The organism is Streptomyces canarius (genome assembly GCF_014650735.1).
Taxonomy (GTDB): domain Bacteria; phylum Actinomycetota; class Actinomycetes; order Streptomycetales; family Streptomycetaceae; genus Streptomyces; species Streptomyces olivaceoviridis.
The window spans coordinates 327,114-344,087 of sequence record NZ_BMVN01000004.1; the positions used below are offsets into that span (position 1 = coordinate 327,114).

At 70.8% G+C, this 16,974-nt stretch carries 13 protein-coding genes; 5 read left to right on the plus strand and 8 right to left on the minus strand.

The window, feature by feature from the left end:
• Positions 1-57: 57 nt before the first annotated feature.
• Positions 58-3,597: a DNA polymerase III subunit alpha gene (gene dnaE, locus IE294_RS08465; protein ID WP_189883937.1), complete on the minus strand. Its 3,540-nt coding sequence runs from the start codon at positions 3,595-3,597 to the stop codon at positions 58-60.
• Between the two features lie 325 nt (positions 3,598-3,922).
• Between dnaE and IE294_RS08470 the strand changes: the two genes are divergently transcribed.
• From IE294_RS08470 to IE294_RS08485, 4 genes are all read left to right on the plus strand, one after another.
• On the plus strand, positions 3,923-5,248 hold the full coding sequence (locus IE294_RS08470) for a DUF2252 domain-containing protein (RefSeq protein WP_189815627.1): 1,326 nt from the start codon (positions 3,923-3,925) through the stop codon (positions 5,246-5,248).
• A 68-nt stretch (positions 5,249-5,316) separates the two neighbouring features.
• Entirely contained in the window at positions 5,317-5,997 is a 681-nt protein-coding gene (locus tag IE294_RS08475; protein ID WP_189883939.1) for a hypothetical protein, read from the plus strand.
• A gap of 66 nt (positions 5,998-6,063) precedes the next feature.
• A complete protein-coding gene (locus IE294_RS08480) occupies positions 6,064-6,876 on the plus strand; it encodes a thioredoxin domain-containing protein (RefSeq protein WP_189883941.1) in 813 nt (270 codons plus the stop codon).
• Positions 6,877-6,956: 80 nt separating this feature from the next.
• A complete protein-coding gene (locus IE294_RS08485) occupies positions 6,957-8,627 on the plus strand; it encodes an alkaline phosphatase D family protein (protein WP_189883943.1) in 1,671 nt (556 codons plus the stop codon).
• 18 nt (positions 8,628-8,645) lie between these two features.
• Here IE294_RS08485 and IE294_RS08490 read toward each other — a convergent pair whose 3' ends face one another.
• Positions 8,646-9,218, minus strand: coding sequence for a dienelactone hydrolase family protein (locus IE294_RS08490; protein WP_189815631.1), 573 nt, complete (start codon positions 9,216-9,218; stop codon positions 8,646-8,648).
• A gap of 105 nt (positions 9,219-9,323) precedes the next feature.
• Here IE294_RS08490 and IE294_RS08495 point away from each other — a divergent pair, with 105 nt between their 5' ends.
• On the plus strand, positions 9,324-10,430 hold the full coding sequence (locus tag IE294_RS08495; protein WP_189883945.1) for a mechanosensitive ion channel family protein: 1,107 nt from the start codon (positions 9,324-9,326) through the stop codon (positions 10,428-10,430).
• Positions 10,431-10,480: 50 nt separating this feature from the next.
• Here the strand turns inward: IE294_RS08495 and IE294_RS08500 are convergent, their stop codons facing one another.
• From IE294_RS08500 to IE294_RS08525, 6 genes are all read right to left on the minus strand, one after another.
• Positions 10,481-11,221, minus strand: a complete 741-nt coding sequence (locus IE294_RS08500; protein WP_189883947.1) for an SDR family NAD(P)-dependent oxidoreductase — start codon at positions 11,219-11,221, stop codon at positions 10,481-10,483.
• 105 nt (positions 11,222-11,326) lie between these two features.
• Entirely contained in the window at positions 11,327-12,913 is a 1,587-nt protein-coding gene (locus tag IE294_RS08505) for a Na+/H+ antiporter (protein ID WP_189883949.1), read from the minus strand.
• A 133-nt stretch (positions 12,914-13,046) separates the two neighbouring features.
• A complete protein-coding gene (locus tag IE294_RS08510; protein ID WP_189883951.1) occupies positions 13,047-13,520 on the minus strand; it encodes a GNAT family N-acetyltransferase in 474 nt (157 codons plus the stop codon).
• A complete protein-coding gene (locus IE294_RS08515) occupies positions 13,511-14,455 on the minus strand; it encodes an RluA family pseudouridine synthase (RefSeq protein WP_189815636.1) in 945 nt (314 codons plus the stop codon). Before IE294_RS08515 ends, IE294_RS08510 begins: the two co-directional genes overlap by 10 nt.
• A 69-nt stretch (positions 14,456-14,524) precedes the next feature.
• Positions 14,525-15,175 (minus strand): signal peptidase II, encoded by a 651-nt coding sequence (lspA, locus tag IE294_RS08520; protein WP_189883953.1) that lies wholly within the window; start codon positions 15,173-15,175, stop codon positions 14,525-14,527.
• A 68-nt stretch (positions 15,176-15,243) separates the two neighbouring features.
• Entirely contained in the window at positions 15,244-16,389 is a 1,146-nt protein-coding gene (locus tag IE294_RS08525) for a TraR/DksA family transcriptional regulator (RefSeq protein WP_189883955.1), read from the minus strand.
• Between the last annotated feature and the right edge of the window lie 585 nt (positions 16,390-16,974).

Below are 16,974 nucleotides of genomic sequence, written 5' to 3' on the forward strand. Positions count from 1 at the left end.
GTGAGGGGCGCACCCGTCAAGGGTGCGCCCCTTCGCGTCGGCGCCTTCCGCCGGGCCTCAGCCGGCCAGGCAGGACGGGCCGAGCAGCACCTTCAGATCGCCGAACAGCGCCGGGTCGGGCTTGACCCGGTGCCGGTCCAGGCGGAGCACGGTGGTCTTGCGCGGGCCCTGGAGCTTGATCCGGACCTCGCTGTCACCCTTGTGGTGGCTGAGGATCTCGCCGAGGCGGCTGACCATCGGCGGGGTCACCTTCACGGCCGGGATGGTGAGCACCACGGGCGCGTTGGTGCCCGCGTTGGACAGGTCCGGGACCATCAGCTCCATGGCGACGAGCCGGGGCACGTCCTCGCGCTTGTCGAGGCGACCCTTGACGAACACCACGGCGTCCTCGACGAGTTGGGTGGACACCAGCTGGTAGGTGGCCGGGAAGAACATGCACTCGATGGAGCCCGCCAGGTCCTCGACGGTGGCGATGGCCCAGGCGTTGCCCTGCTTGGTCATCTTGCGCTGGAGGCCGGAGATGATGCCGCCGATGGTCACCACCGAGCCGTCCGCGTAGTCACCGCCGGTGAGCTGGGCGATGCCCGCGTCCGCCTTGTCGGAGAGCACGTGCTCCAGGCCGAAGAGCGGGTGGTCGGAGACGTACAGACCGAGCATCTCCCGCTCCTGGGCGAGCAGATAGGTCTTGTCCCACTCGTCGTCGGTGAACTCCACGTCGAGGCCGAAGCCGGGCTGGTCGCTGGTCTCCTCGCCCATCCCGCCGAAGAGGTCGAACTGGCCCTCGGCCTCCTTGCGCTTGACCGCCACCACGTTGTCGATCATCGGCTCGTACTGGGCCGTGAGGCCCTTGCGGGTGTGGCCCATCGAGTCGAAGGCGCCGGCCTTGATCAGCGATTCGGTGGTGCGCTTGTTGCAGACCACCGCGTCGACCTTGTCGAGGTAGTCGGGGAAGGAGCCGTACTTCCCCTTCGCCTTGCGGCACTTGATGATCGACTCGACGACGTTGGTGCCGACGTTGCGGACGGCGGACAGGCCGAAGAGGATCACGTCGTCGCCCTGGGCGGCGAAGTTGGCCTCGGACTCGTTGACGTTCGGCGGGAGCACCCGGATGCCCATGCGGCGGCACTCGTTGAGGTAGACCGCGGACTTGTCCTTGTCGTCCTTGACCGAGGTGAGCAGGGCGGCCATGTACTCGGCGGGGTGGTTCGCCTTCAGGTACGCCGTCCAGTACGACACCAGGCCGTACGCGGCGGAGTGCGCCTTGTTGAACGCGTAGCCGGCGAAGGGGACCAGCACGTCCCACAGCGCCTGGATGGCCTCGTCGCTGTAGCCGTTCTTGCGGGCGCCGGCCTGGAAGATGACGAAGTTCTTCTCCAGCTCCTCCGGCTTCTTCTTGCCCATCACGCGGCGGAGGATGTCGGCCTCGCCGAGCGAGTAGCCCGCGATGATCTGGGCGGCCTTCTGCACCTGCTCCTGGTAGACGATCAGGCCGTAGGTGACGTCCAGGACCTCCTTGAGCGGCGCCTCCAGCTCGGGGTGGATCGGCGTGATCTCCTGCTGCCCGTTCTTGCGCAGCGCGTAGTTCGTGTGGGAGTTCATGCCCATCGGGCCCGGCCGGTACAGGGCCGACACGGCGGAGATGTCTTCGAAGTTGTCCGGCTTCATCAGCCGCAGCAGGGACCGCATGGGGCCGCCGTCGAACTGGAAGACGCCGAGGGTGTCGCCACGCTGGAGCAGCTCGAAGGTCGTGGGGTCGTCGAGCGGGAGGCTCAGGAGGTCGATGTCGATCCCCTTGTTGGCCTTCACCATCTTGACGGCGTCGTCCATGATCGTGAGGTTGCGCAGGCCCAGGAAGTCCATCTTCAGCAGGCCGAGCGACTCACAGCTCGGGTAGTCCCACTGGGTGATGGTCACGCCGTCGGTGTGCCTCACCCAGACCGGGACGTGCTCGGTGATGGTCTCGCTGGACATGATCACGCCGGCGGCGTGCACGCCCATCTGCCGGACCAGGCCCTCCACACCGCGCGCGGTGTCGATGACCTTCTTCACGTCCGGCTCGTTCTCGTACATCCCCCGGACCTCGCCGGCCTCCGAGTAGCGGGGGTGGCCGGGGTCGGTGATGCCGGACAGCGGGATGCCCTTGCCGAGGACGTCGGCGGGCATGGCCTTGGTGATGCGGTCGCCCATCGCGTACGGGTAGCCCAGCACGCGCGCGGAGTCCTTGATCGCGTTCTTGGCCTTGATGGTGCCGTAGGTGCCGATCATGGCGACCTTGTCGGCGCCGTACTTCTCCGTCACGTACCGGATCACCTCGACGCGCCGGCGCTCGTCGAAGTCGATGTCGACATCGGGCATCGAGATGCGCTCGGGGTTGAGGAACCGCTCGAAGATCAGGCCGTGCGGGATCGGGTCGAGGTCGGTGATGCCGAGCGCGTAGGCGACGATCGAGCCGGCCGCGGAGCCTCGGCCGGGGCCGACCGCGATGCCCTGGCGCTTGGCCCACATGATGAAGTCGGCGACCACGAGGAAGTAGCCCGGGAACCCCATCTGGATGATGACGTCCATCTCGTACTCGGCCTGCTTCTGGCGGTCCTCGGGGACACCGCCCGGGAAGCGGCGCTCCATGCCGCGGCGGACCTCCTCCTGGAACCAGGTGACCTCGGTGTAGCCCTCGGGGATGTCGAACTTGGGCATGAGGTCGCGCTTCTCGAACATGCCGGTGGTGTCCACCATCTCGGCGACGAGGAGCGTGTTGGCGCAGCCCTCCTGCCAGGCGTCCGAGGAGTCGATGGCGTACATCTCGTCCGTGGACTTCAGGTAGTAGCCGGTGCCGTCGAACTTGAAGCGGTCGGGGTCGGAGAGGTTCTTGCCGGTCTGGATGCACAGCAGGGCGTCGTGGGCGCCCGCCTCGTGCGCGTACGTGTAGTGCGAGTCGTTGGTGACCAGCGGCGGGATGCCGAGCTTCTTGCCGATCTCCAGCAGGCCCTCGCGGACCCGGCGCTCGATCTCGATGCCGTGGTCCATCAGCTCCAGGAAGTACCTCTCCTTGCCGAAGATGTCCTGGTAGTCGGCGGCGGCCTTGAGGGCCTCGTCGAAGTGGCCGAGGCGCAGCCGGGTCTGCACCTCGCCGGAGGGGCAGCCGGTGGAGGCGACGATGCCCTCGGACCACTGGGCGATGGTCTCCTTGTCCATCCGGGGCCACTTCTGGAGCCAGCCCTCGGCGTAGGCGTCGGAGGAGAGCCGGAAGAGGTTGTGCAGACCGGTCTTGTTCACGGCCCACATCGTCTTGTGGGTGTAACCACCCGAACCGGAGATGTCGTCCCGCTTCTGGTGCGGCTGGCCCCAGAGGATCTTGCGCTTGTTCCGCCGGGACTCGGGGGCGACATACGCCTCGATCCCGATGATCGGGGTGATTCCGGCCTTCTTCGCGGAGTGGAAGAAGTCGTACGCCCCGTGGAGGTTGCCGTGGTCGGACATGGCGATGTGCGTCATGCCCATCTCGTTGCACGCGTTGAACATGTCCTTCAGCCGCGCGGCACCGTCCAGCAGCGAGTACTGGGTGTGGACGTGCAGGTGCGTGAAGGGCGGCTTTGACACGGTGAGTCCTCCGGGGGAAACACTCGGCGACGGGCGGGCGGACAGTTCTGGGGTCAGCGTCGAAGTCTATGCCGCGGCACTGACAACGGGATGAAGACGTGGCGCGGAGCGCCTCGATGGGGGTGGTGGTCGGGCGGCGAAATGAAATCTTGGCGCGAAGCGCCCCGATGAGGGGTGGTGGTCGGGCGGCGAAATGAAATCTTGGCGCGAAGCGCCTCGATGAGGGGTGGTGGTCGGGCGACGGGCGGGCACTCCCGCGTACCTTCGTGCGTTGGGTACGGCAGAAACGCTGTCGTACAGGTAACGCACCAGGAGGCACCCCGCGATGTCGGTCCCCCAGCTCGACGAGGAGCAGCGCGGCGAGGAGATCCTCGCCGTCTTCGACACCGCCTTCGGCCGGCTCCTGGCCGCCGACCCGGCCGCGTTCCGGGTGAAGTTCCGGAAGATGGCGGCCTCGGCCTTCGCGTTCTACCGGGGCACGGCGGCCCTCTTCTACCACGACCTCGACGCCGAGAAGCGCGGCGGCCCGTACCTGGACGAGCGCACGTCGCGCGTGTGGATCCACGGCGATCTGCACGCCGAGAACTTCGGCACGTACATGGACTCCAACGGCCGCCTGGTCTTCAACGTCAACGACTTCGACGAGGCCTACGTCGGCCCGTTCACCTGGGACCTGAAGCGCTTCTCGGCGTCGGTCGCGCTCATCGGGTACGCGAAGGCCCTCAGCGACGCGCAGATCACCGAGCTGGTGACGGTCTACGCCGCCGCCTACCGCGAGCGCGTCCACGCCCTGGCCACCGGCGCCAAGCGGGACGAGGTGCCGCCGTTCACGCTGGACACCGCGCAGGGTCCGCTGCTGGACGCGCTGCGTGACGCCCGCTCGCTGACCCGCTTCGGCCTGCTGGACTCGATGACCGAGATCCGCGACTTCGAGCGCCGTTTCGCACCGGGCGGCGGCTCCATCGAGCTGGACGCGGCCACCCGCTACAAGGTCCTGGCGGCCTTCGACGGCTATCTGGAGACGCTGCCGGACTCCTCCCTGGCGCGCCCGGACTCGTACCGGGTGAAGGACGTCGTGGGCCGCCGGGGCATCGGCATCGGCTCCGCGGGCCTGCCGTCGTACAACATCCTCCTGGAGGGCCACAGCGACGCCCTGGAGAACGATGTCGTGATCTACATCAAGCAGGCCCAGACCCCGGCCGTGTCCCGGCACATCACGGATCCGGCCATCGCGGAGTACTTCCGGCACGAGGGCCACCGCACGGTGATCTCCCAGCGCGCCCTCCAGGCGCACGCCGACCCGTGGCTCGGCTGGACCGAGCTGGACGGCGCCGGCCAGTTGGTCGCCGAGGTCTCGCCGTACGCCGTGGACCTGGACTGGGACGACATCGACGACCCGGAGGAGATCGCGGCCGTCGTCGCCGACCTGGGCCGGGCCACCGCGACCATGCACGCGGCGGCGGACGACACCTCCGGCGAGTCCCTGGTGCCGTTCTCCACCGAGCGGGCCATCGACGCGGCGCTCGCGGCCGACGAGGAGGGCTTCGCACCCCTGCTGGTGGACTTCGCGCACAGCTACGGCGCACGCGCGCGTGCCGATCACCAGATCTTCGTCGACCTGTTCCGCAACGGCCGGATTCCGGGGCTGTAACCTTCACGGATTCACAGGCACCCTTTAGCGGTCCCTTACCCGTGTACGTGACAGACTCTCCTTTCGCTATGGACATATCCGGGACCCAGCTCAGAGCCGTGCGCGCGGCGCTGTTCACGGCCTTCGTCGTGACGCTCAGCACCGCGTCGCACGTGCTGCTGTCCCGTGCTCCGCTGCCGCTGGCGACCGTGGGCGCGGTCGCCGCCGGGGTGTTCGTCACGGCGTACGCGCTGGCGGGCCGTGAGCGCGGCTTCGGCCGGATCGCGGCCCTGCTCATCCCGCTGGAGCTGGCCGCCGACACGGTGTTCACCACCGGCCAGCACGCCTGCTACGGCCGCGCGGGCGGCCCGGTCGCCGGTCCGCTGCGCGCGGTCGGCCTGGACGTGCTGTGCGAGGGCCGGGTGGGCACTCCGCTGGCCCAGATGACCGGCGGTCCCGACCGCGCCGGGGCGCTGCTCGCCCACGCCAGCCCGGCCGCCGCCTGGCTGCTGCTCGCCGCGCACATCGGTGTGGGGCTGCTCGCCGCCGCCTGGCTGCGCCGGGGCGAGCGGGCGCTGGCCCAGTTGCTGCGGGCGGTCGTCGCCACCACGTTCCGGCCGCTGCTGCTGGCGGTGGCCGCGGTCGCCGCACGGCCGCTGCCGGCCCGTCGGCTGCCCCGCCCGGCCCCGCGCCGCGCCGCCGCCCGCGACCGGCTCCTCACGCACTCCCTGGGACGGCGTGGACCGCCGTGCTCACCGGCGTTCGCCTGAGCACGACCAGTCCCCCACCCGTATTCCGCGTACGACGTGTGCGCGTCCCACATGGAGATCACCAATATGAGCAAGCGGAACACCCAGGCGGCGAAGACGGCGGCCCGGGAGCGGCTGCGCCAGGAGCGCGAGCGGCAGGCCAAGCGCGACAAGGCCAGGCGGCAGCTCGTCGTGGCCGCCTCGGTCGTGGCCGTCCTGGCCGCGGCCGGCGGCATAGGCTACGCCGTCGTGCAGAACAACAAGCCCGCCTACTGGGAGGCCGCGAAGGACGACAAGCTCGTCAAGCCGGCCAACACCACGGGCACGGACGGCACGACGGTCGTCATCGGCAAGAGCAGCGCCAAGAAGACCCTCGTGATGTACGAGGACCCGCGCTGCCCGGTCTGCGCCGTTTTCGAGCAGACGGTCGGCCCGACCGTCAAGAAGGACCTCGACGCCGGCAAGTTCAAGATCCAGTACGTCGGTGCCACCTTCCTCGACAAGAACCTCACCGGCGAGGGCTCCAAGAACGCGCTCAGCGCCCTGGGCGCCGCGCTCAACGTCAGCCCCGAGGCCTTCCTGGAGTACAAGACCGCGATGTACTCCAAGAAGTGGCACCCCGAGGAGACCACCGACAAGTTCAAGGACGACAGCTACCTGATCGAGATCGCTGACACGGTCCCCGCGCTGAAGGGCAACGCGGCGTTCCAGAAGGCCGTGAAGGACGGCACCTACGACAGGTGGGCGCTGGAGGAGTCCAAGATCTTCGACAAGGACGGCATCTCGGGCACCCCGACCCTGAAGATGGACGGCAAGACGCTGACGGGCTCCGACGGCAAGAACGCGCCCATGTCGGTCGCCGAGTTCAACACCGCGCTGGAAGCGGCCCTCAAGGGCTGAGCCGACCATCGGTCAAAGAGCGGGCGAACTTTTCCGAGTTCGCCCGCTCTCGCGTGTACCGATCAGTAACCTGATCGTCCGTGACCAGTCGATACAGATCATCCGAGGCCTCCCAGGGCCTCGGTTCGCTTTCGCCCCGCCGCCGTACGGTCGTCAAGGCCGCGGCGGCGAACGCCGTCCTGGCCGGCCCGCTCGCCGCCGCGAGTTCGGCCCGCGCCGCCACGGACGCCCCCGCCTTCCTGCACGGTGTCGCCTCCGGCGACCCGCTGCCCGACGGCGTGCTGCTGTGGACCCGGGTGACCCCGGTCCCCGAGGCGATACCTGGTTCGGGGCTCGGCCCGGACACCGAGGTCAGCTGGGTCGTCGCCAGGGACAAGGCGTTCACCGGCATCGTCGCCAAGGGCTCCACCACCGCGACGGCCGCCTCCGACCACACCGTGAAGGCCGACATCCGCGGCCTGGAACCGGCCACCGACTACTGGTTCCGCTTCTCGGCCGGCGGCACCGACTCCCCGGTGGCGCGCACCCGCACCGCGCCGGCGGCGGACGCGGACGTCTCCTCCCTGCGCTTCGGCGTGGTCTCGTGCGCCAACTGGGAGGCCGGCTATTTCTCCGCCTACCGCCACCTCGCGGCCCGGAACGACCTCGACGCCTGGCTGCACCTCGGCGACTACATCTACGAGTACAAGTCCGGCGAGTACGGGACCCGGGGCACGGTCGTCCGCCCGCACGCGCCCGCGGGCGAGATCCTCACCCTCGCCGACTACCGGATCCGGCACGCCAGGTACAAGACCGACCCCGACCTCCAGGCCCTGCACCTGAAGGCACCGGTCGTCGCCATCTGGGACGACCACGAGTTCGCCGACAACGCCTGGTCGGGCGGCGCCGTCAACCACACCGAGGGCGCCGAGGGCACCTGGGCGGCCCGTCAGGCCGCCGCGAAGCAGGCGTACTTCGAGTGGATGCCGGTCCGCCCGGCCGTCGCGGGCACCACCTACCGCCGGCTGCGCTTCGGCAAACTCGCCGACCTCTCCCTGCTGGACCTGCGTTCCTTCCGCTCCCAGCAGGCGTCCACGGCCAGCGGCTCGGTGGACGATCCGGACCGCACGCTCACCGGGCGCGCCCAGCTCGACTGGCTGAAGGCCGGTCTGAAGGCCTCCGACACCAGGTGGCGGCTGGTCGGCAACTCGGTGATGATCTCGCCGTTCTCCTTCGGCTCCCTCTCCGCCGACCTGTTCAAGCCGCTCGCCAAGCTGCTCGGACTGCCGCAGGAGGGCATCGCCGCCAACACCGACCAGTGGGACGGCTACACCGACGACCGCCGCGAACTGCTGGCCCACCTGCGCTCCAACGCCATCGGCAACACCGTCTTCCTGACCGGTGACATCCACATGGCGTGGGCCAACGACGTCCCGGTGGACGCGGGCACCTACCCGCTGTCGGCGTCGGCGGCCACCGAGTTCGTGGTGACCTCGGTGACCTCCGACAACCTGGACGACATCGTGAAGGTGCCCGAGGGCACGGTCTCGGCGATCGCCGCGCCGGTCATCAAGGCCGCCAACCGGCACGTCCACTGGGTGGACACCGACCGGCACGGCTACGGCGTGCTCGACATCACCGCGGACCGCGCGCAGATGGACTACTACGCGCTGTCCGACCGCACCGACGCGAACGCCACCTCCAGCTGGGTGCGTTCCTACCGCACCCGCAGCGGCACGCAGAAGGTCGAGCGGACCTACGACCCGGTGTGACCGTCCGGGCGCGAGCGCTCAGCCGAGCGATTCGAGGAAGCCGAGCGCCACCCGCCAGGTGGCCTCGGCGGCCTCCGCGTCGTAGTCCGGCAGCCCGGGGTCGGTGTAGAGGTGCCCGGCCCCGGCGTACCGGTAGACCTCCACGTCGGCGCCCGCCCGGCCCATCTGCAAATACCAGGCGCTCAGCCAGTCGTCCGTCTCGAACGGGTCCGGCTCGGCCACGTGCAGTTGCACCGGCAGCTCGTCCACGTGCGCGTTCGGCGCGATGTCCGAGGTGCCGTGCAGGAGCAGCAGCCCGCGCGCCTTGTCGTCGCCGAGGGCCAGGGTCTGGGCCACGGAGGCGCCGAGCGAGAACCCCGCGTACACCAGCCCGCGGTCCGAGTACGGCGCCGCCGCCAGCACGGCCCGCTTGAGCAGCTCCTCCTTGCCGATCCGCTCCTTGAACTCCATGCCCTCCTCGACGGTGTCGAACGTCCGCCCCTCGAAGAGGTCCGGCGTCCACACCTCGTGGCCCGCCGCGCGCAGCCGGTCCGCGGCCTCGCGCACCGCGGGCCTGAGCCCGTAGGTCGAGTGAAAGAGCATGATGTTCATGAGGCCATGGTGCCAGCCGGCTCCGGCAGTGCCGGTGCCGCCGTACCCAGGATCGCGCCGAACTCACATGTTCATGCACTGCGCACTCCGGTTAGGAGCGGAGGCATGGAGAACGTACTCCGCCCACTGATCGTGCTCGGCGGCACGGTACTGCTGACCCTGGCCATCGGCTGGGGCACCGACCGGCTGCTGTGCAAGGCCGACGAACGCGACCACGACACCCCCCTGTGGGGGCTGCTGCGCCGTGCCCGCATCCCCTACCAGCTCGTCCTGTGCGCCGCTCTGCTGCGCGGGTCGTACGACCAGGCGAAGCTGCTGGAGCGCCACCAGGTCGGCATCGGCCGGACGCTGACACTGGTGCTGATCGGCTCGGCCGCCTGGCTGGTGATCCGGATCGCCGCGGCGATCGTCGAGACCACCTACAGCCGCTACGCCCGCGTCCACCGCGATGCGGCCCGGGTGCGCCGGGTGCGCACGCAGGTGGAGCTGATCATGCGGGTGGTGTCCGCGATCGTCATCGTCGTGGCCGTCTCGTCGATGCTGCTGACGTTCCCGGCGATGCGCGCGGCGGGCGCCTCCCTGCTGGCTTCGGCGGGCATCATCGCCGCCATCGCCGGTGTCGCCGCCCAGTCGACGCTGTCGAACATGTTCGCCGGGCTCCAGATCGCCTTCGGCGACATGGTGCGCATAGGCGACACCGTCGTGGTCGACGGCGAGTGGGGCACGGTCGAGGAGATCACCCTGACCTTTCTGACGGTACGGACCTGGGACGAGCGCCGGATCACCATGCCGGTGTCGTACTTCACCTCCAAGCCCTTCGAGAACTGGTCCCGTGGCACCCCGCAGATGACCGGGATCGTCTACTGGCATCTCGACCACAGCGCGCCGATCGAGGCGATGCGCGAGAAGCTGCGGGACATCCTGCGCGCGTGCCCGGCCTGGGACGGCCGTGCGTGCAACCTCCAGGTGACGGACACCACGCCGAACACCATCCAGGTGCGCGCCCTGGTGACGTCGAAGGACGCCGACGACATCTGGTCGGTACGGGTCACGGTCCGCGAGCAGATGATCAGCTGGCTGTCGGCGGAGCACCCCTACGCGCTGCCCCGGGTGAACACCGCGGAGTCGGTGCTGCCGCCGTCCCGTGTCCCGTCCCCCGACCGCGCGTCCCTGCGCAGGGCCTACGAGTTCCCGCGCACCGGCCGGGGCTGACCGGTCACCGGCCGGGCTGACGGGTCACCGGCCGGGGCCGGCCGCGCCGCTCAACGGCCGCGTTCCGCGCCCCCGTTCACCTGGACGATCTGCGAGGTGACGTGCCCGGCGGCGGGCGAGGCCAGCCAGCGCAGGGTCTCGGCGACGTCCCCCGGTATGCCGGCGCGGCCGGTCGAGGTGTCCGCGATGAGCTTCTCCCGCCGGGCCCCGTCCATGGTGTCGCCGAAGAACTCGGTGTCCTCGACATACCCCGGGGCCACCACGTTCACGGTGATGCCACGCGGACCCAGCTCCCGCGCCAGGTCGTGGGCGTACGGGTGCAGCCCGGCCTTGGCCGCCGCGTAGGCACCGGTGCCCGAGCCCCGGTAGGCGGCGATGGAACTCAGGAACAGCACCCGGCCACCGGGCTCGGCGAGCCGGTCCTTCAGTGCCTCGGTGAGGAGCGCGGCGGTCAGGGTGTTCTGCCGGAAGTTGACCGTCCAGTTGTGGGCGATCCGGTCGAGGGGGTCGTCGCTGCCGGCCGGGGGCTCCAGGTACCCGGCTCCTCCGGCACTGTTCACGAGCACGTCCACGGTGCCCAGCTCGTCGGCGACGAACCGCGCGACACCGCGGACGTCACCCGGTTCGGCGAGGTCCGCCGCGTAGGTGAGCGCCCCGGGCACACCGGCCTTCTCCAGCACCTCCGCGCGCCGCCCGAGCAACAGCACCCGGTCCCCGTCCGCCGCGAACGCCCGGGCCGCCGCCAGTCCGATGCCCGTGCCGCCACCACTGATCACGATGTTGCGAGTCATGATCCGAGAGTAGGAGCGTCGGGCGAACGACGCCGGGAGTTGTCCACAGGGTCGCCACATTCGTATGACTGGCCCAGGGCGGCTTCCACGGCAGGTGCCCGGCACTCACCGCAGGCTGCGCACGTCGAGATGCCGGAGCACCCGGTCCACGATCTCCGGGTCCGCCCCCGGTTCGCTCCGCGCCGCCAGGACCTCGTGGCGCGCGGCGCTCAGCATCTCGTTCTGGATGCGCCGCACCCGCTTCAGCCGCTTGGCCCGCTGGTGCTGCGCCTCCCGCCGCTCCTCCTCGCCCATGTCCGGGCTGATCCGGATCCCGATGTCGAAGGCCCGCCGCAGCATCTGCTCGGAGAGCTCCTCGGGCAGCTCCTCCACCTGCTCGATCTCCCGCAGCCGCCGCTTCGCCGCCTTCGCCGCCCGCACCGCCAGCTCCTTCTCGAACTCCTTCTCCCGCTCGGAGTCGGCCCGCACCCCGAGCCGCTTCACCAGCCAGGGCAGCGTCAGCCCCTGCACCACCAGCGTGGCGACGATCACCCCGAAGGCGATGAAGACGATCTCGTCCCGGTCGGGGAACGGCGCCCCGGCGTCCGTCTTGAGCGGCACGGCCAGCGCCAGTGCCACCGAGGCCACCCCGCGCATCCCGGACCACCACATCACGACGGTCTCCCGCCAGCTCACCGGGATCTCCTCGTCGTAGTCCCGGCGGGCGTGCAGCCGCTTGGTCAGCCAGGTCGCCGGCAGCAGCCACAGCAGCCGTACGACGACCACCACGCCCACGACGGCCGCCGCCCAGCCGAGCATCTCGCCCCACCGCCCCTGGGCCGTGCGGATGGCGTTGTGCAGCTCCAGTCCGATGAGTCCGAAGGCGACGCCCGTGACGAGCGTGTCGATGATGTCCCAGAAGGTGTGGCCGGCGAGCCGGGTCATCACGTCGTCGGCGTCGGTGGCGTACTCGGCGAGGAAGAGCGCCGTGGTCAGCACCGCGAGCACCCCCGAGCCGTGCAGCTTCTCGGCGAGCACGTAGGAGGCGTACGGCACCAGCAGGGTCATGCCGATCTGGAGGGTCGGATCGCCGAGCAGGTCCATCAGCTTGTTCGCGCCCCAGCCCAGCACCAGGCCCACGGCCACCGCGACGACGGCGGACAGCACCAGGTCCAGACCGGCCCGCCAGGGCGAGAACGCACCGCTCACGGCCGCGGCGATGGCCACGTGGTACAGCACGATGGCGGTGACGTCGTTGAAGAGGCCCTCGCCCTCCAGGATCGACACCAGGCGGCGCGGCAGCCCGAGCTGTCCGGCGACGCTGGTCGCGGCGACCGGGTCGGGCGGCGCGATCAGGGCACCCAGCGCGACGGCGGCGGCGATCGGCAGCCCCGGCACGATCGCGTTGGCGACGAACGCGACGCACACCGTCGTGACGAACACCAGGGCCACGGCCAGCAGGAAGATCGGCCGGAGGTTGGCCGCGAACTGCCGCCAGGAGGTCCGGCGGACGGCGGCGTAGAGCAGCGGTGGCAGCAGGCCGGGCAGGATCAGGTCCGGCGGGATGTCCACGTTGGGCACGAATTCGGCCACGGCCAGGACGCCGCCGAACAGGGTCATCAGTACCGGCGCCGGCACCCCGAACCGGTCCCCCACCGGGACGCTCACCAGGGCCCCGAGCAGAAGGACGAACAACAGAGCCAGCTGATCCACGGACGGCGCTCCGGGAGTCGACGATCACACGGCAGACCTCAAGCCTGCCACGACGCCCGCGACCCGGCGTACCGACGCCTTGGCGCCCGCGCACCCCGGCGCAAAGTCGCGCGACCGGCGGCGGCTCCCCCGGCTACAGGGCCCGGCGCATCGCCCGGTGCGGTATGCCCGCGTCCGGGAACTCGGGGCCGTACGCCTCGTAGCCGAGCCGCTCGTAGAAACCCAGGGCGTGGGTCTGCGCGTGCAGGTCCACCGCCGTGAGGCCACGCGCGCGGGCCGCGTCCTCGATGGCGCGCACCAGGGCCGCGCCGACGCCGAGCCCACGGGCCGCCCGGGAGACGGCGAGCCGGCCCAGCGAGCCCACCGCCGGGTCCCCGCCGGTCTTCGCGACCGCCGCCTCGCCGTGCAGCAGGCGCCCGGTGCCCAGCGGCACCCCGTCCTCGCGGACCGCCAGCACATGGACGGCCACGGCGTCGTAGGCGTCGTACTCGATGTCCTCGGCCACGCCCTGCTCGGCCACGAAGACCTCCTTGCGGACCGCGAAGCAGGCCTCGCGGTCGGCGGGGTCCTCGGCGACCCGGACGGTGTAGGCGGGGCTCACGCCCATGTCTCCTCCCGCACCTGGTCGAGGGCCTGCTGAAGGTCCTCGGGGTAGTCGCTCTCGAACTCCACCCAGGAGCCGTCGCCGGGGTGCTCGAAGCCGAGGCGTACGGCGTGCAGCCACTGGCGGGTCAGGCGCAGCCGCTTGGCGAGGGTGGGGTCGGCACCGTAGGTGAGGTCGCCGACGCACGGGTGGCGGTGGGCGGCCATGTGGACGCGGATCTGGTGGGTGCGGCCCGTCTCCAGCTTGACGTCCAGCAGGGAGGCGGCGCGGAAGGCCTCGATGAGGTCGTAGTGGGTCACCGAGGGCTTGCCGTCGGCCGTGACCGCCCACTTGTAGTCGTGGTTCGGGTGGCGGCCGATCGGGGCGTCGATGGTGCCGCTCGTCGGGTCCGGGTGGCCCTGGACCAGGGTGTGGTAGCGCTTGTCGACCGTGCGCTCCTTGAACTGGCGCTTGAGCGAGGTGTACGCGTACTCCGACTTGGCGACCACCATCAGGCCCGACGTGCCGACGTCCAGGCGGTGCACGATGCCCTGGCGCTCGGCGGCGCCGGAGGTGGAGATCCGGTACCCCGCGGCGGCGAGACCGCCGATGACGGTCGGGCCGGACCAGCCCGGCGACGGGTGCGCGGCCACGCCGACCGGCTTGACGATCACGACCACGTCATCGTCGTCGTGCACGATCTCCATGCCCTCGACCGGCTCGGCGACCACCTGCACCGGCGCGGGCGCCTGCGGCATCTCGACCTCGAGCCAGGCGCCGCCGCGCACCCGCTCGGACTTGCCGACCACCGCGCCGTCGACCTGCACCTTGCCGGCCGCGGCCAGCTCCGCCGCCTTCGTGCGGGAGAAGCCGAACATGCGGGAGATGGCGGCGTCGACGCGCTCGCCCTCCAGGCCGTCGGGCACGGGCAGGGTACGGATCTCGGGAATCGTGCTCACCCGTCGAGTATGCCGGACGGGCCGGACGGCTCCGCACGAGCCTGTGGAAAACCCGGACGGACCCCGGGGTCAGTCCTTGTGGACCGTGCCGTCCGGGTCCAGGCCGCGGAAGGACAGCAGCACGATCAGGATGCCGCCGCAGACGATGGCCGAGTCGGCGAGGTTGAACACCGCGAACCCCTTGGGCGCGATGAAGTCCACCACCTCGCCCTCGAAGACGCCCGGCGCCCGGAAGATCCGGTCGGTGAGGTTGCCGAGCGCGCCGCCGAGCAGCAGGCCGAGCGCGACCGCCCACGGGAAGCTGTACAGCTTGCGGGCCAGGCGGATGATCACGACGATCACGGCCGCGGCGATCAGCGTGAAGATCACCGTGAAGGCCGCGCCGAACCCGAAGGCGGCACCCGGGTTGCGGATCGCGTGCAGCTCCAGCAGGTCACCGACGACCTGGATGGGCGCGTGCCCCTCCAGACGGGACACGACGAGCATCTTGCTGATCAGGTCCAGGGCGTACGCGAACACGGCCACCGCGAACAGCACGGCGATCCGGCGCCCCCGGCCGGTCCGCCCCGCCGTGGTCCCCTGCCCGCCCGCGCCGGACGCGCCGGCTTCCCCGGACGCACCGACCGCGCCGGTGCCGGCGGGTGCCCCGGCCGCCGCCGTGTGCTCGCCGTCGTCGTCCGGGGTGTCCGGCGTACCGATGATCCGCTCCGCCTCTGCCACGTGAGTCCCTCAACCTAGGTGCCTGACTGAGCACGAGACTACGGCACGCCCTGAGGGCCCCCTCACGCTCAGGAGCGGCGTTCCTGCTTCTGCTTGCACTCCACGCACAGCGTGGCCCTCGGGAACGCCTGCATCCGGGCCTTCCCGATGGGCTTGCCGCAGTTCTCGCACAGGCCGTAGGTACCCGCGTCGAGCCGTTCCAGGGCACGCTCGGTCTGGACGAGCATCTCGCGCGCGTTGGCGGCCAGCGCCAGCTCGTGCTCGCGCGTGATGTTCTTGGTGCCGGTGTCGGCCTGGTCGTCGCCGGCGCCGTCCCCGGAGTCCCGCATCAGGCCGACCAGGGACGCCTCGGACGAGCTGATCTCCTCCCGCAGCCGCTCCATCTCGGACTGCAACTCCGCGCGGGCCTCGTCGACCTCTTCCGCGGTCCAGGGATCCTCGCCGGGGCGTACCGCCAGTTCGCCGGGCTCCACCGCGCCGAGCCGCGCCTTGGGAACGGCGGACTGCTCCGCCGTGGCCGTGCCAGGAGTCTTCTTCGCAACCACCGTCGTGGCTCCCGTCTGCTTCGCGGCCCGCGCCGCGCCCGCGTCCTTGGTCGTGCTCTTGTCGGCCGTCTCCCTCACCGCGGCCTTCTCGGCCGCGGCCTTCCTGGGGGCGGCCTTCTTGGCGACGGCCTTCTTGCCGGCCGTTTCCCTGACCACCGTCTCCCCGGCGGCCGTTTGGCTCATCGCGGACTTCTCCGCCACGGCCGTCCTCCCGGCCGCCGCGTCCTTCCCAGCCGCCTCCTTCACGGCGTCCTTCACGGCGTTGACGGCCTTCGCGGCCGACTTCTTGCCGACCGTCCTGCCGGCGGCCGTCCGGTCGGCCGCCGTCGCCCTGGTGGCCGGCCTCCTGGCGACCGCCTTGGTGCCCACGTCCTCCTTCGCGGCCGTCCTGCCGGCAGTTTCCTTCACCGCCGCCTTCTTCGCAGCAGCGTTCTTCCCGGCGGCCTTCTTCTCAGCCGTCTTCTTCGCGACCTTCCCCGTAGCGGCCGATTTCCTGCCGACGACCGCCTTGGCGCCCACCGCTTTCGTGGCCACCACCTTCTCGGCCACCGCCTTCGTGGCAGCCGTCTCCGTGGCGGCCGTCCTGCCCGGGGCCGTCTTCTCGGTGGCAGGCCTCGCGCCGGTCTTCCCGGTCGCCGGCTGCTGTACGGCGGTCTTCTTCGCCACCATGGCCGCGGCCCCTTCACATATTGTGATCTTGCTCGCGAATCGTGCTGGGACGATAAATCGACTTGAGTCCCGCGGCAACGGGGCACACCGCCCGATTCGCCCGCCCGCACCCCCCGAGCCACGGGCATGCATCCGTTGTGCCCAGCTCCCCGCCGGGTAATCCGCCGGGCCGGACCCGCGGCGACCCCGGCGCCCGCTCCCCTCGCCATTCGGGTCATACGGCCCGGTCGGAGGGCCCCGCCCCCGCCGCGCGGAAAACCGGTCCGCCGCTGTCCGCGCGGCGCCGTACACTGGGCGGAGCGAGAAGCGTGGATGGGGACGAGTAGCGGCGTACGCAGCCCAGAGCGACCCGGGGACGGTGTGAGCCCGGGGGCGAGCGCGACGTGAAGATCACCCCGGAGCCGCCGGAAGAAAGCCGCAGCCGCAGGGCCGCGGCGAGTAGAACCGGCTTCGCGACCCCAATGAGGGGGCTCACCGGCGCGTACGGCGTGGCGGGGAGCCAAGGAGGGTGGTACCGCGGGAGCGCGCCGCACACGGCGTAGACAGGAACGAAGGCTCTCGTCCCTCCGACGGAAGGCAGCAAGT